Origin of the sequence: Enterococcus sp. AZ119 (genome assembly GCF_050546175.1) — a bacterium.
Taxonomy (GTDB): Bacteria; Bacillota; Bacilli; order Lactobacillales; family Enterococcaceae; genus Enterococcus; species Enterococcus faecalis.
Genome location: NZ_CP172951.1, coordinates 643,282 through 658,077 on the forward strand (window position 1 = coordinate 643,282; position 14,796 = coordinate 658,077).

At 37.9% G+C, this 14,796-nt stretch carries 13 protein-coding genes; 6 read left to right on the forward strand and 7 right to left on the reverse strand.

Translation table 11 applies throughout. From position 1 onward, the window contains the following. The first annotated feature begins 162 nt into the window (after nt 1-162). The 5 genes from IGL37_RS03100 to adhE all read left to right on the forward strand — a co-directional run bounded on the left by IGL37_RS03100 (nt 163) and on the right by adhE (nt 6,354). Nucleotides 163-1,269, forward strand: coding sequence for an iron-containing alcohol dehydrogenase family protein (locus tag IGL37_RS03100; protein WP_033917996.1), 1,107 nt, complete (start codon nt 163-165; stop codon nt 1,267-1,269). Nucleotides 1,270-1,427: 158 nt separating this feature from the next. Further along, nucleotides 1,428-2,573 carry a tRNA guanosine(34) transglycosylase Tgt gene (gene tgt, locus IGL37_RS03105; RefSeq protein WP_002355772.1) on the forward strand — a complete coding sequence of 382 codons (1,146 nt, stop codon included), beginning with the start codon at nt 1,428-1,430 and terminating at the stop codon, nt 2,571-2,573. Nucleotides 2,574-2,633: 60 nt separating this feature from the next. Next, nucleotides 2,634-3,032, forward strand: coding sequence for a preprotein translocase subunit YajC (yajC, locus tag IGL37_RS03110; protein ID WP_002383336.1), 399 nt, complete (start codon nt 2,634-2,636; stop codon nt 3,030-3,032). Nucleotides 3,033-3,293: 261 nt separating this feature from the next. Continuing rightward, complete coding sequence (locus tag IGL37_RS03115; protein ID WP_002355774.1) at nt 3,294-3,599, forward strand: post-transcriptional regulator; 306 nt, start codon at nt 3,294-3,296, stop codon at nt 3,597-3,599. A 157-nt stretch (nt 3,600-3,756) separates the two neighbouring features. Continuing rightward, nucleotides 3,757-6,354: a bifunctional acetaldehyde-CoA/alcohol dehydrogenase gene (adhE, locus tag IGL37_RS03120; protein WP_002388933.1), complete on the forward strand. Its 2,598-nt coding sequence runs from the start codon at nt 3,757-3,759 to the stop codon at nt 6,352-6,354. 44 nt (nt 6,355-6,398) lie between these two features. Here the strand turns inward: adhE and fni are convergent, their stop codons facing one another. The 6 genes from fni to IGL37_RS03150 form a co-directional block, all read right to left on the reverse strand. Further along, a complete protein-coding gene (fni, locus tag IGL37_RS03125; RefSeq protein WP_033917997.1) occupies nt 6,399-7,442 on the reverse strand; it encodes a type 2 isopentenyl-diphosphate Delta-isomerase in 1,044 nt (347 codons plus the stop codon). Next, nucleotides 7,426-8,532: a phosphomevalonate kinase gene (locus IGL37_RS03130; protein ID WP_002355777.1), complete on the reverse strand. Its 1,107-nt coding sequence runs from the start codon at nt 8,530-8,532 to the stop codon at nt 7,426-7,428. Before IGL37_RS03130 ends, fni begins: the two co-directional genes overlap by 17 nt. A 2-nt stretch (nt 8,533-8,534) precedes the next feature. Beyond that, entirely contained in the window at nt 8,535-9,530 is a 996-nt protein-coding gene (gene mvaD, locus IGL37_RS03135; protein ID WP_002355778.1) for a diphosphomevalonate decarboxylase, read from the reverse strand. After that, nucleotides 9,530-10,474, reverse strand: coding sequence for a mevalonate kinase (gene mvk / locus IGL37_RS03140; protein ID WP_033917998.1), 945 nt, complete (start codon nt 10,472-10,474; stop codon nt 9,530-9,532). Before mvk ends, mvaD begins: the two co-directional genes overlap by 1 nt. 269 nt (nt 10,475-10,743) lie before the next feature. Further along, nucleotides 10,744-11,379, reverse strand: coding sequence for a pentapeptide repeat-containing protein (locus tag IGL37_RS03145; protein ID WP_002355781.1), 636 nt, complete (start codon nt 11,377-11,379; stop codon nt 10,744-10,746). Then, nucleotides 11,376-12,449, reverse strand: coding sequence for an FUSC family protein (locus IGL37_RS03150; protein ID WP_002355782.1), 1,074 nt, complete (start codon nt 12,447-12,449; stop codon nt 11,376-11,378). Before IGL37_RS03150 ends, IGL37_RS03145 begins: the two co-directional genes overlap by 4 nt. Nucleotides 12,450-12,692: 243 nt before the next feature. Here IGL37_RS03150 and opp1A point away from each other — a divergent pair, with 243 nt between their 5' ends. Beyond that, the gene (gene opp1A, locus IGL37_RS03155) at nt 12,693-14,363 is read left to right on the forward strand and encodes an oligopeptide ABC transporter substrate-binding protein Opp1A (RefSeq protein WP_002381303.1); all 1,671 of its coding nucleotides are present in this window, start codon (nt 12,693-12,695) and stop codon (nt 14,361-14,363) included. Nucleotides 14,364-14,441: 78 nt separating this feature from the next. Here the strand turns inward: opp1A and IGL37_RS03160 are convergent, their stop codons facing one another. Beyond that, a complete protein-coding gene (locus tag IGL37_RS03160) occupies nt 14,442-14,792 on the reverse strand; it encodes a DUF3899 domain-containing protein (RefSeq protein ID WP_002355784.1) in 351 nt (116 codons plus the stop codon). Between the last annotated feature and the right edge of the window lie 4 nt (nt 14,793-14,796).

Consider the following 14,796-nt stretch of genomic DNA (forward strand, 5'->3'; position numbering starts at 1 on the left):
ACTCCTTTTTGTATTATTTTTATAAATATTCAAAAAAAGCGAATAAATGTATAAAAATTTATTGTGTTATGATGTGGTTTATCATATCATAGAATATGTAAAAGGAAAAGTAGTAGAGTTGAAAAAATACAACTTTTTCAAAAAAATTTTCAAAAGTCAAAAATGAAGGGGATTTTCAAGATGGAACAATCATTAATTGTGAGAGGGACACCACAAGAGTATCTTTGCGAAATTGGTTCGTGGGAATTATTAGAAGGACAACTATTATGCAGAAATATTCATCGTGTATTCATTTTACATGGGACTGAATCATGGCAAGCGGCAAAACCGTATTTTCCGACGTTTCAAAAAGTAACAGTTGTTTTTGAAAACTATGGAGGTGTTTGTACAGATCAACGTGTGCAAGAGTTAGAAGCACAAGTGCTGGACAATCATTTAGAGGCCATCGTCGCTGTTGGTGGAGGAAAAGTGGCCGACTTGGGCAAAGCCTTAGCACACAAAATGGCGTTACCGGTAATTATTTTGCCCACTTTAGCAGCTACTTGTGCACCGTGCACGCCATTGAGTGTAATGTATCGAGAAGATGGAGCAATGGAACGATATGACGTTTTTCCGCAAGCAAACGCTTTGGTGTTGGTAGAACCAAGAGTGTTATTGCATTCGCCTCGGTCCTTAATGGTGGCAGGTATTGGGGATACATTAGCTAAATGGTACGAAGCAGATGCGATTATTTCGCAGTTAGACGTCCAAGTGTTACCTATTCAAGTTTCTCATTTTGCCGCAGAAAAATGCCGTGATATTTTGTTAAATGAAAGTATCAATGCTTTAAAAGCGATGGAAGAGCAGCAATTAAATCAATCGTTTATTGATGTCATCGAAACGAATTTAATTATTGGTGGAATGGTGGGTGGCTTTGGCGATGATTATGGTCGGACAGCAGGTGCCCATTCCATTCATGATGCACTAACTTTGCTGCCAGCTAGCCATCGACAATTACATGGAAACAAAGTGGCGTATGGTGTGTTTGTTCAATTAGCTATTGAAGAGAAATGGCAAGAAATCGATGAATTGATTCCTTTCTATCACCAACTAGGTTTGCCTATTTCTTTAAAAGAAATGGAGATGGACTTAACTGAAGCCGAGTATCAAGAAGTAGCAGAACGTGCTTGTATAGAAGGCGAAACGATTCATTATATGAAACAAAAAATTACCCCTGAAATTGTGAAAACAGCGATGCAAGATTTAGAAAAATATACAGCGACAAAATAAGTGCCAAACAGCAACTAGCTCATTTGAATTATTTGAACTAGTTGCTGTTTTTTAAGGATCCTTTTTTGAAAAAAGAAACCTTGAGAAATCCTTGCAAATTCAATAAAAAAAAAGTATGATGATGGGAGGACAAATTATAGTAGAAAGTAGGGAAATGAATGACGGAACCAGCCATTCGTTATCGTTTAATCAAAAAAGATAAACACACAGGTGCGCGTTTAGGTGAATTAATTACTCCTCACGGCACATTTCCAACACCAATGTTTATGCCGGTAGGTACACTTGCGACAGTTAAAACAATGTCACCAGAAGAATTAAAAGAAATGGGTGCCGGTGTTATTTTAAGTAATACTTACCATTTATGGTTACGCCCAGGTGAAGATTTAGTCGAAGAAGCAGGCGGTTTACACAAATTTATGAACTGGGATCAACCTATTTTAACTGATTCAGGTGGCTTCCAAGTCTTCTCATTAAGTGATATGCGGAAAATCGAAGAAGAAGGTGTGCATTTTAGAAATCATTTAAATGGTTCAAAAATGTTCCTTTCTCCAGAAAAAGCGATCAATATTCAAAATAAATTAGGATCAGATATTATGATGAGCTTTGATGAATGTCCACCATTTGATGAAAGCTATGAGTATGTCAAACGCTCGATTGAACGGACTTCTCGTTGGGCTGAGCGTGGCTTAAAAGCCCATGCGAATCCTGATAGACAGGGATTATTCGGTATTGTTCAAGGTGCGGGATTTGAAGATTTACGTCGTCAAAGTGCTAAAGATTTAGTGAGTATGGATTTTCCTGGCTATTCGATTGGTGGCTTATCTGTTGGTGAGTCTAAGGAAGAAATGAACCGAGTCTTAGACTTTACGACACCGTTAATTCCTGAAAATAAACCACGTTACTTAATGGGTGTGGGTGCCCCTGATTCATTAATTGATGGAGTGATTCGTGGGATTGACATGTTTGATTGTGTGTTACCAACACGTATTGCGCGCAATGGTACTTGTATGACTTCACAAGGTCGCTTGGTTGTTAAAAATGCCCAATATGCAAGAGATTTTCGTCCGCTTGATGAAAAATGTGATTGTTATGTTTGTCGTAATTATACGCGGGCCTATATTCGTCATTTGATTAAATGTGATGAAACATTCGGAATCCGTTTAACATCGTATCATAATTTATACTTCTTGTTAGACTTAATGAAAAATGTCCGTCAAGCAATTATGGACGACAATTTATTAGAATTCCGACAAGCGTTTTTTGAAGAATATGGCTTTAATAAAGCGAATGCAAAAAGTTTCTAAAAATTAGAGGAAAAAACTAGTTCTTCAAGCATTTTTTTGATACAGTTAGTAGTGTGAATAATGCAGAGTGAGGTGAAACAAATGGGTGGCGGATTTACAATGATTTTTACATTAGTCCTTTTAGGAGGAATGATGTTTTTCATGACACGTTCTCAAAAGAAACAACAGCAAGAACGTCAAAAACAACTAAACGCAATGAAAACTGGCGATAGTGTTGTCACAATTGGTGGTTTACATGGTGTTTTAAGTGAAATCAACGAAAAAACAGTTTTAATCGATTGCGAAGGTATTGTCTTAGAATTTGACCGTGCAGCAATTCGAACTGTAACACCTGGAACTGCTGTTACAAATGATTCAGCAGTAACTAGTGTACCAGTCACAGAAGTTGAAGAGACAGTCACAGAAGAAGTAACTGAAGTTCCTGAAACATCAGATCCTTCAAAAGAAAAGAAAGACTAAACGAATCAACTGATTCATTTAATGGTTAAAGAGAGCGGAACAGGCTTTTCAAAGGCGAAACTGTGACCAGTAGTCACACGAGAAAGCCAATAAGAAGAGATAATTCCTATTCCGCTCGTGTCGTTTATCTTAAAATGTAGGACTAGGAAGGTAGGTCATTTGGACTTACGTCCTAAGTCCTTTTTAACTATTAAGTTTACAAAAAAGGTTCCTTTTTATAGTGTCGGAAGATAGTTAAAAAGTGAGCAATCTTTCGCTTGGTTGGAAGGAGAAGAGCCCATGACAAAGGAAAAATTAAGTTGGTTACAACAAAAAATGCTCAATAAAAGTATTAAAAAGAAGTGCCAAAATTTTCGTGAACTAGGTTATTCTTCCATCAACGAAGAAGATTTATTGACTTATTTACTCACCTATCGTTGGAAAAAACAAACCCATTTATCTGTCAAAGACTGTCGCAAAGACATTCAGAAGGTTAAGCCGAATGAATTTTTTGACTATCAACAATTATTGGCACAGACATCAAAAAATCCTTTAAGGGACTGGCATGATATTGAAGACTTATTCTAGAAAAAAGAATAGGTCTTTTTTTTGAGATAAAAAAAAATTATAAATAGTTGTGAAAAAAATCACAAAAACTATTTACAAGATTCGTTTTATGTTGTATGATGTGAATGTGAAATAGTTAACAAAGTTTTTTTAAAATGAAACTCTTAGGAGGATGAACATGGTTAAAACAGTAAAAAAAGAAAAGACAGAAACAGTTGATGTTTCATCAATGATTGATGAATTAGCAACAAAAGCGAATGTCGCTTTAAAAGCAATGGAAGATTTTACACAAGAACAAGTAGATCACATTGTCCATCAAATGGCGATGGCGGCGTTAGACCAACATATGCCTTTAGCAAAAATGGCTGTCGAAGAAACTGGCCGTGGAATCTATGAAGATAAAGCAATCAAAAATATGTATGCATCTGAATACATTTGGAATAATATTAAACATGATAAAACAGTGGGTGTAATTAACAAAGACGAACAAACCGGTTTAATGGAAATTGCTGAGCCAGTTGGCGTGGTATGTGGGGTCACACCAACAACAAACCCAACGTCAACAACTATTTTTAAATCACTAATCGCCTTAAAAACAAGAAATCCAATTGTTTTTGCTTTCCATCCTAGCGCACAAAAATGTTCGGCAGAAGCGGCACGTATTGTACGAGATGCGGCGATTGCAGCAGGTGCACCAGAAAATTGTATTCAATGGATTGAACAACCATCGATTGATGCAACATCTGCTTTGATGAATCATCCAGGGATTGCCATTGTTTTAGCAACTGGTGGCGCAGGCATGGTAAAATCTGCGTACTCAACAGGTAAACCAGCACTAGGCGTTGGTCCTGGGAACGTACCAGCTTATATTGAAAAAACGGCTAAAGTAAAACGTGCGGTTAATGATTTAATTGTTTCAAAATCATTTGATAATGGAATGATTTGTGCTTCTGAGCAAGCGGTCATTGTGGATAAAGAAATTTATGCTTCTGTCAAAGCTGAGTTTGAAGCACACAATGTTTACTTCGTGAAACCGAATGAATTACAAAAACTAGAAGATGCAGTGATGAATGAAGGCAAATACGCAGTAAATCCAGCGATTGTCGGTAACTCTGCAGAAAAAATTGCTGAATTAGCAGGAATTAGCGTACCAAAAGGCACAAAAATTTTAGTCGCTGAATTAGAAGGTGCAGGTCCAGAATATCCATTATCAAGAGAAAAATTATCGCCAGTTTTAGCAATGATGAAATCAAACAATGCAGAGCATGCTTTTGAACTATGTGAAGCGATGTTAAACTTAGGTGGTTTAGGACATACAGCAGTAATTCATACAGAAGATGAAGAGTTACAAGTTGCTTTTGGTTTACGTATGAAAGCTTGTCGTATTTTAGTGAATACTCCATCAGCAGAAGGCGGTATCGGTAACATTTATAACGAAATGATTCCATCTTTAACACTTGGTTGTGGTTCATACGGGAAAAACTCTGTTTCTAAAAACGTATCAGCCATTAACTTAATTAATATTAAAACGGTAGCGAAACGGAGAAATAATATGCAATGGTTTAAATTACCTCCAAAAATTTTCTTTGAAAAAAATTCTTTACAATATCTACAAAAAATGGAAAATGTTGAACGTGTCATGTTAGTTTGTGACCCAGGTATGGTTCAATTTGGCTATGCAGATATCGTACGTAAAGAGCTACAAAAACGTAAAAATGATGTGAAAATCGAAGTATTTTCTGATGTTGAACCAAACCCATCAACAAATACTGTTTATGCAGGTACCAAAATGATGGTTGATTTCCAACCAGATACAGTGATTGCCTTGGGTGGCGGTTCTGCAATGGATGCGGCGAAAGGCATGTGGATGTTCTATGAACACCCAGATACAGAGTTCTTTGGTGCAAAACAAAAATTCTTAGATATCCGCAAACGGACATATAAAATTGCCAAACCAGAAAAAACACAATTTGTTTGTATCCCAACTACTTCAGGAACTGGTTCAGAAGTTACACCATTTGCCGTTATCACTGATAGTGAAACACACGTGAAATATCCGTTAGCAGACTATGCGTTAACACCAGATGTAGCGATTGTTGATCCACAGTTCGTAATGTCTGTGCCAGCTTCAGTCACTGCAGATACAGGTATGGATGTTTTAACACATGCTATTGAATCTTATGTTTCCGTGATGGCTTCAGATTACACACGTGGTTTAAGTTTACAAGCAATCAAGTTAGTTTTCGATCATTTAGAAAATTCAGTGAAACGTCCAGATATGGAATCTCGTGAAAAAATGCATAATGCATCAACCATGGCAGGGATGGCATTTGCTAATGCATTCTTAGGTATTTGTCACTCTATCGCTCATAAAATTGGTGGGGAATATGGCATTCCACATGGTCGTACAAATGCGATTTTATTACCACATATTATTCGTTACAATGCGAAAGATCCATCAAAACACGCAATGTTCCCTAAATATGATTACTTCCGCGCCGATACTGATTATGCAGACATTGCAAAATTCTTAGGCTTAAAAGGAAATACTACCGCAGAATTAGTAGAAGCTTTAGCAACAGCAGTAGCAGACTTAGGTAAATCAGTCGGAATTGACATGAACTTGAAAGCCCAAGGTGTCTCACAAGAAACATTAGACACAACGGTTGATCGTATGGCAGAACTTGCATATGAAGACCAATGTACAACTGCAAATCCGAAAGAACCATTAATTAGTGAACTAAAACAAATTATCTTAGATGCTTATGTAGGATAAAAGAACTCAAATAAAGAGACCAGAACATTAATGTTCTGGTCTCTTTAACGTTTTGCGAAAACAGTGCTGTCGATGCCACGGTTATGACACCAATTAACTAAAACTGGATCGAGGACAAGTGCAGTACTCGTCAATTCTTCTGTCGTCTTTTTTCCTAAAAGAGTATAAAGCATTTTCACTTCTTCTTGCCATTGCTGTACAAGGGCTAAGGTATTTTCTAAACCATTTTTACTCATAAGGGAAGCTAAGATAGTCCCAGCAACTCCCATGCTTTTGGCACCTAAAGCGAGTCCTTTGACAATATCAAGAGAGTTACGCACACCGCCAGAGCCAAGAATAGTTAGCTTCTTTTGCCAATTTTGTGATTCCAGAAGAGAGATGACCGTTGATTGCCCCCAATCATCTAAGAAAGAAAGTTCGCGTTTCTTCCGCCGGGCATTTTCAATTTGCGTAAAACTCGTTCCGCCTTGGCCGCTCACATCCGCTGCTTGAACGCCGATAGAGGTAAGTTTTTCTAAGGTTTCTTGGCTCATACCAAAGCCAACCTCTTTGACAATAACAGGCACTTCTACGGCCCGTACGATAGCTTCAATTTTGGTTAGCCAATTAGTGAAATCACGATCTCCTTCAGGCATGACCAATTCTTGGGGCACATTTACATGGATTTGTAAGGCATTCGCTTGAAATAAATCAAGCGCTCGCTTTGCTTCTTCCACACCCAAGCCTGCACCAATATTGGCAAAAATGAGTCCATCTGGGTTTTCTTTTCGCATAATTTGATACGTATCCGCTAAACTAGCATCTTTTAACGCTGCCGAGACAGATCCTGTCGCAACTAAAAGGCCAGTTTCTTTGGCAATAATGCCTAATTGCTGATTAATTTCTTTTGCACGCTGGCTACCACCTGTCATTGCATTGACATAAAAAGGTTGGGGAAGCTGAAAAGAAAGAAACGAAGTGGAAATATCCACTTCGTTAACAGCGGATTCAGCAAACGATTGGTGAACAAAACGCACACGATCAAAGTCATTACTTTTTTCTTTGTGGAACGCTTTAGCTAATGATAGATGTTCATCTTTTCGATTCATGCTTCTCCTTACACTCCTTTTGACCATAGGTATAGACGTGAAGTGGCAGTGGGGTAATTCCGTCTTTTTCCCAAGCAGTCATTAATGGTAAAATCCCAGATTTTTGGCGGAAAATTACAATCCCACAATCGCCCCCGCCAGCGCCAGAAGATTTCGCAGCTCCTGTATAAGATTCAGCCAAATCACAAAGATTTTTCAAGGCTTCTGTTTCGATTACCACACCAGTCAGTGAAGATAATTCGGCGAGCAATTGGCGATTTTTAGTAATTTGTTTTTGGATAACAGAAATTTTTCCTGTGTTAAAGCCATTAATCATTGTTTCGACACAAAGCCGACTTTTCATTAAGAACTGCTCATAAGCCGCTTGTTTTTCTTCTTTTGATTGATGAACTCGATCAACTAAGTCTGAAGTGGACGCAGGACTACCTGTCCAACCAATTAGTAAACGTAGTTGTTTCGGTACTTTTAACGGAAAAATCATTAATTCAGGCCAGTCCATTGCTAACAAATCAGTTAATGTTTCAGTGGCTACTTTTTGATTGACCCAATCATGATCGAAGGTTGAAAAGGCAATCCAGCCCCCGTAACAGCTGGCGGCGATATCTCCGCAAGAACCATTTCCTTGAACGGCTAAGTGAGCTAATGCTGATAATTTGAAAATTTCCTCATTTTCCAAACCTAAGTCATAAAAAATATTCAAGGCTTTGACAGTTCCAACGGTTACTGCACCGCTTGAACCAAGACCATATTTTCGTCCATTTGAACTATCTAATTCACTCGTCACTTTTAAATGATAAAATGACAATTCTTTGTTTTGCTCTTGCGCATATTTTTCAGTTAGATGAATCGCCGCTAGAACATAATGAAAAGGATTTTCGCGAATATCTAATACGAGCTCACCATTTCGGCGTGTCCAACGAATAGGTAAAGAGCTGTATTGTGCAGATTGAATACTGCCTTCATCTGTTGTTTCTTCGACAGTTACAGTTACGAATTGATCCACAGCAACGATAATGGCAGGGTGGCCAGGTTCAACAACGGCATATTCTCCTGCAATAAATAACTTTCCTGGCGTAGTAACTTCAATCATGCTTATTTATCCATTCCTTTCGTTTCAAACAATTCAATTCCGGGACCAGCAAAAGCTGGGACTAACTGCTCTTTTGAAAAATGTTCACTTAAAAATGTTTTTAATGCTTCTAAGTTTTTCTTTTCGACTAAGACCTTGACATTCGGACCTGCATCCATTGTAAAGTAACAAGGAATTCCTTTGGCCCGTGCTTGGCGAACTAAAGCCATCGCTTGTAAACTGCCTGGGGACCAGTAAGTAAATGGAGGGACAGCACCTAAGGTTGTTCCATGCATCCTTAACCCATTGGCTTCAATGATTTCTCCTAAACGAGGGAAGTCTTTTGTTTTAATTGCTTCATGAACTTGGGATAAATCTTTTTCCACATTGTCCAACCAACCTTGATAAAAGCTAGAAGTTTCTACTGTTCGTTTCATTCCATCACGGCTGGAAACATCTTTTTCGCCATCATTAATTAAGATAAAGAGCATGGCCAATTCGTTTTCCCAATTATTGGCTGGAATATTTTCAGCAAACGACGTTTCATCAGAGTGGCCTTTGTTCCATTGAGCAAAACCACCAAAAATACTACGACAAGCAGAACCTGAACCACGTCGCGCTAAACGTGATAAGTCTTTTGCTGAAAGATTTAATCCTAAGGCTACGTTACAGGCCCCTGCTAAAGCAGCTAGACCACTCGCTGAAGAAGCCAAACCAGCTGCAGTAGGCACAAAATTTTGACTTTCTACTTTTGCAAACCAAGTACAATCGGCTTGTTGACGAACAAGGTTCAAAAATTCTTTGACTTTTTTTGTTTGTTTTTCGTTTTGCAAGATACCATCTAAAATAAATACATCTTCTGAATAATGGGCATCAAATGTCACAGTTGTTTCTGTGTAAAAGGCATCTAATGTTAATGATAAACTACTATTCATTGGTAAAATGTATTCTTCATTGGCTTTTCCCCAATATTTAATCAGAGCAATATTTGTATGCGCTCGTGCTTTTCCTGAAAGCATTACTTTTTCACCTCTAATGATTGAATCCATGTAGCAACAGCTCCATTTTCTTCTAAAGTCTGTGCAATGGTTTGTGCGGTCTTTTTATTATCTGTTAAGGCAATCATACAGCCACCGCGACCGCCGCCGGTTAATTTTGCTCCTAGAGCGCCATGTTCTAGAGAGAGAGCCACTAGTCGATCCAGCATATCGTTGCTGACGGTTAATTGCTGGAGTTGCTCTTGCGCTAACGTCATTAGCTGACCTAATTTTTGTTTATCATCTTGTAAAATTGCCTGCTTCGCTTCTTTAGTAAAAGAACCTAATTGTTTCATTGTTTCAGCGATTGCTGTGGGATTATTTTGAGCTAGCTGCGCAATGTCTTTCACTGCTTCACGTGTTTGACCTTTAATTCCCGTATCAGCTACTATTAAGTAGGCATTAGATAAATTCATCGAGAAATGTGTGGGCGGAAATCCTCTAGTAAAAAATAAGGGATCAGCGCCGCTTGTTGCTGCGGCATCGATACCACTAGGATTGCCATGAGCAATTTTCTCACTTAAGGAAACAAGCTCAAACAATTCTTGATATGTATAAGCGTAATCAAAATAATCAAAAAGGCTTCGAACGATGGCCACAGCGGTTGCTGCGCTTGAGCCCATTCCTCGTTCAGCGGGAATCGTACTTGTTAAGGTCAAAGTGCCTTTAAATGTATCTTCCTTTAAAAAATGTAAGGTTTGCTGAACAACTTCCTTGATATTTGCTAGCTCTTGGGGCACGTCTTCAAGCAATCCTGTAAAATATGCACAATCAATCTGCATAGTTTTTGCTGGGGTAAAGACGGCTGTGATTTCTGTCGCTTGAAAAGGAAAGGCGATTGCTGGTTCGCCGTAAACAACGGCGTGTTCCCCCATTAAAATGATTTTTCCCGTCGCTTGACCGAGGCCTTGTTTTTTTATATTCATTCACTGACATTCCTTTTGAGTAGAATCGAGTATAGGACAAAAGACGTTCTTGGATTAGAAGAACGTTTGTCATAATCTCTTCATGATTTATAGGAAATGATTCCAAAAGTTTCTCTTGTTCCAAAAAAAGAGATTGCTTAACCTAAGATAGTTTACCTAAAAATAAGGCACAAGTAAAATGGTTCCGTTGGTTTTTCCAAAAAATTAATAACAATTTAATAAGAAAGAACCGACAGAACCAGTTATTCGGCTATTTTTTTAAAATTTTCTTAGGTAATCACCAAACCAAGGGCACTTGCCAAATAAATGGCTTGTTCAGGGGTGACTTTAAGACCTGATAAATAGTTTGGTGAGAAAGTCAAGCGTTCAAAGGTGTTTTGGGAAAAATCCAATCCTTTTAAAGAAGTATTTAACCAATTACTTTCGGTTAAATCGCAAGCTTCTAGAAGGAGTTTCTTCCAGGTGACCTCGAAAAATTCACTTTCGACTAAACGTGTCTGATTAAAGTGAACAAGATTAAAATTTGCAAAACGAAAAGAAGCATAATCGGCTTTGCAATCTTCAAATAGACAATCTTTTAAATAGCTATCTGCAAAATTCGTTCCTGTCAAATTGCAACGAAGGAAAGTCACTCGATGAAAACTGCCAGACAGCCATTCGACGTTAGAAAAATCGCAAGCTTCAAAACGCACATTACTACAATCAAAAGAAGCAAACTGGCCATTTGCTAATGAAAGATGATCGAAAACAGCATCCCGAAAGACTAAGTTACGAACTTCTTGATTCGGTAAATCAATCTGCTGATACAAATGATTTTCTAAGATTGCCTCATCTTCTAATTGACAGTTCGTTAATAGAGGAAGTTGTTCTGGCAAATTTGGTGGCAAGGGATAAGTTATTTTCATAAAACGCCTCTTTCTTCTTGTTGATTTTCAAAGGTTTCATCAATTGAGTAGGCCCGATTATAGAAACGTAGCGCAGTTGTGAAAACATAAGCGCCGGCAAAACCAAGTAAACTACCTAACACAATCCCGACTAATCGATAGTTTAAAAGATTACTAATGACTTGCTGTCGTGCAAGATTTGATAATAATAAGGACATCGGGGTAATAAAAAAGCTGGCAATCGCATAGTTTCTGTTAATGAATCCTTCAAAAGCTGCATATAGAATACTAATGATACCGATTGTTTGTAAAGGTGTAAAGGGAATCATTAATAAAATTGCAGAAAGCAACAAACCAAGACTCGTGCCTAGAATCCGTTGAACATTTCGCTGCATCACAGAATGTAAATTTTCCCCTTGTAAAATGGCTGCGCAAGTAAACGTCATCCAATAGGCGTTGACTAAATGAAGCGATTGGCTTAAATAAGCCGCTAAAAATAAAATGGCCGCATAATGCAAAGCATCTAATAAAGAAGCGGGATCGATATAAAGTCGTTCTTGAAGAGACATCCGTTTTTGAAAAACGTAGGGGCGCTTGTCGATGAAATGAAGCACAATGCCCATGATAATGCCGGTCACTACTCCTAAAAGAACAAAACTGGCCATGATAGGAATCTTATGTAAAGGAAAATTGTTGCTTGTTCCCATTGCGGTTGACATGATAACTAACAGAGCACCAGGCTTCTCAATGCCATACAATCTAAAAAGTAAGCGTGCAAGAAAAGCGACGATGGCAATTGTAATGGGAATCAACCAAGGTACATGGTGACTTAGCATTCCTAAGCTGTTGCCCAGAACAATAAAAAAGCCAACAATATTCAGTCTGCGCAATAATTGGGGCAAAGGAAGCGGCTGATAATAAATAAACGTATAAATGCCCATCGAGCCAAAGGTCCCAATGAGTAAATTATTGGAAAAATAACCAATTAATAATGGAATTGCCATACAAATTGCGACACCAACTAACCGAAATAATTCGTCATTTGCTTTATCAATAGCAAACAAATCCTTTAAAAACGTAGAATTTTTCATATTTTGTCACTCCTTTACTTCCTAATTTACCATAATGTTTAGAAAACTGACAAAAGAATTGCAATAAAAGACAGGAAGAAAAAGAGGGGTTTCTGATAGGAAGAGAAGAAAAATTAAAAAAAGTTAACATTTTGACTTGCAATTTTAATATGAAAAATGTAAGATATATTCCATAGCAATAAATAATTATTAAATTCTGATTTTTCAGAAAATACAGATTGTATTATTTTAGGAGGCAACACTATGAAATTGAAAAAGTCATTAACATTCGGTGTGATTACATTATTTAGCGTAACAACTTTAGCGGCTTGTGGAGGCGGCGGAACGTCAGATAGCTCAAGCGCGTCTGGTGGCGGTAAGGCAAGTGGTGAACAAGTTTTACGTGTCACAGAACAACAAGAAATGCCAACAGCTGATTTATCACTAGCAACAGACAGAATTAGTTTTATTGCATTAAATAATGTATATGAAGGAATTTATCGTTTAGACAAAGATAACAAAGTCCAACCTGCAGGTGCAGCGGAAAAAGCAGAAGTTTCTGAAGATGGACTAACATACAAAATTAAATTAAATAAAGATGCAAAATGGTCAGACGGTAAACCAGTGACTGCTAATGACTATGTTTACGGATGGCAACGAACAGTTGATCCAGCGACAGCTTCTGAATATGCTTATCTGTATGCCTCTGTAAAAAATGGTGATGCCATTGCTAAAGGGGAAAAAGATAAATCAGAATTAGGAATTAAAGCAGTCAGTGATACAGAATTAGAAATCACTTTAGAAAAAGCAACACCATACTTTGATTACTTATTAGCTTTCCCATCGTTCTTCCCACAACGTCAAGATATTGTGGAAAAATATGGTAAAAATTATGCATCAAACAGCGAAAGTGCTGTCTACAATGGTCCATTCGTCTTAGACGGCTTTGATGGTCCTGGTACAGATACAAAATGGTCATTCAAGAAAAACGATCAATATTGGGATAAAGACACAGTGAAACTGGACTCAGTAGATGTGAATGTCGTGAAAGAATCACCAACCGCGTTGAACTTGTTCCAAGATGGACAAACAGACGATGTCGTTCTTTCTGGTGAATTAGCCCAACAAATGGCCAATGACCCAGCTTTTGTTAGTCAAAAAGAAGCATCAACACAATATATGGAACTAAATCAACGTGATGAAAAATCACCATTTAGAAATGCAAACTTACGTAAAGCAATTTCTTACTCAATCGACCGTAAAGCGTTAGTTGAATCAATCTTAGGGGATGGTTCTATCGAGCCAAACGGTTTAGTACCAGCAGATATGGCAAAAGACCCAAGTGGCGGCAAAGACTTTGCTAAAGAAGCAGGTAGTCAAATTGAATATGATACGAAAAAAGCTAAAGAATACTGGGAAAAAGCGAAAAAAGAATTGGGGATTTCAACCTTAACAATGGATATTCTTTCTTCAGATGCAGATTCTTCTAAGAAAACAGTTGAATTTGTTCAAGGGTCAATTCAAGATGCTTTAGATGGTGTGAAGGTAACGGTTAGTCCGGTTCCATTCTCCGTTCGTTTAGATCGTTCAAACAAAGGCGACTTTGATGCAGTAATCGGTGGTTGGAGTGCTGACTATGCTGATCCAAGTAGTTTCTTAGACTTATTTGCTTCAGATAACTCATATAACCGTGGACGTTATAACAATCCAGAGTTTGACAAGTTCGTGAAAGCTGCAAGTAGTGCAGATGCGACAGATCCTGAAAAACGTTGGGATGATATGTTAAATGCAGAGAAAACGATTATGGGAGACATGGGTGTGGTACCATTATTCCAAAAATCAGAAGCGCATTTACGTGCTGAAAAAGTCAAAGATGTCGCAGTTCATCCTGCTGGCGCAACGTATGACTACAAATGGGCATACATTTCAGAATAACCTGACAAAAGATCGATAGCAAACAAAAAAGGACCTTTGCCATGGAATAAAAGGCAACGGTCCTCTTGCTATCTTGTCTTAGACCAAGTAAAATAGTAGAAAGCCTAAAGACAGAATCAGTAAGATGCCCCCAGTTTTTAGCCAGAAAGAGCGATGTGCATCGCCAATGACTGAAAGCGGGATAAACTCTTTCGGTTCATTTTTCTTTTTAAAACGAAACGCGTTTTTCATTGAGCGCTGAAAGTTATCGAAAAAGCCAGAGGACATAATCCATAAAGCAATGCCGATAATTAAAAAGAAAAGCGAAACGATAAAGAAGGTATCTGATAATGAGGAGGTAGTGATAGGTTCTTTACTTATTAATAAGTAAAGAAAAATGCCGATACTGGAAATAACGGCTGTAATAATTGGCCATTTAAAAGTTTTCATGTGT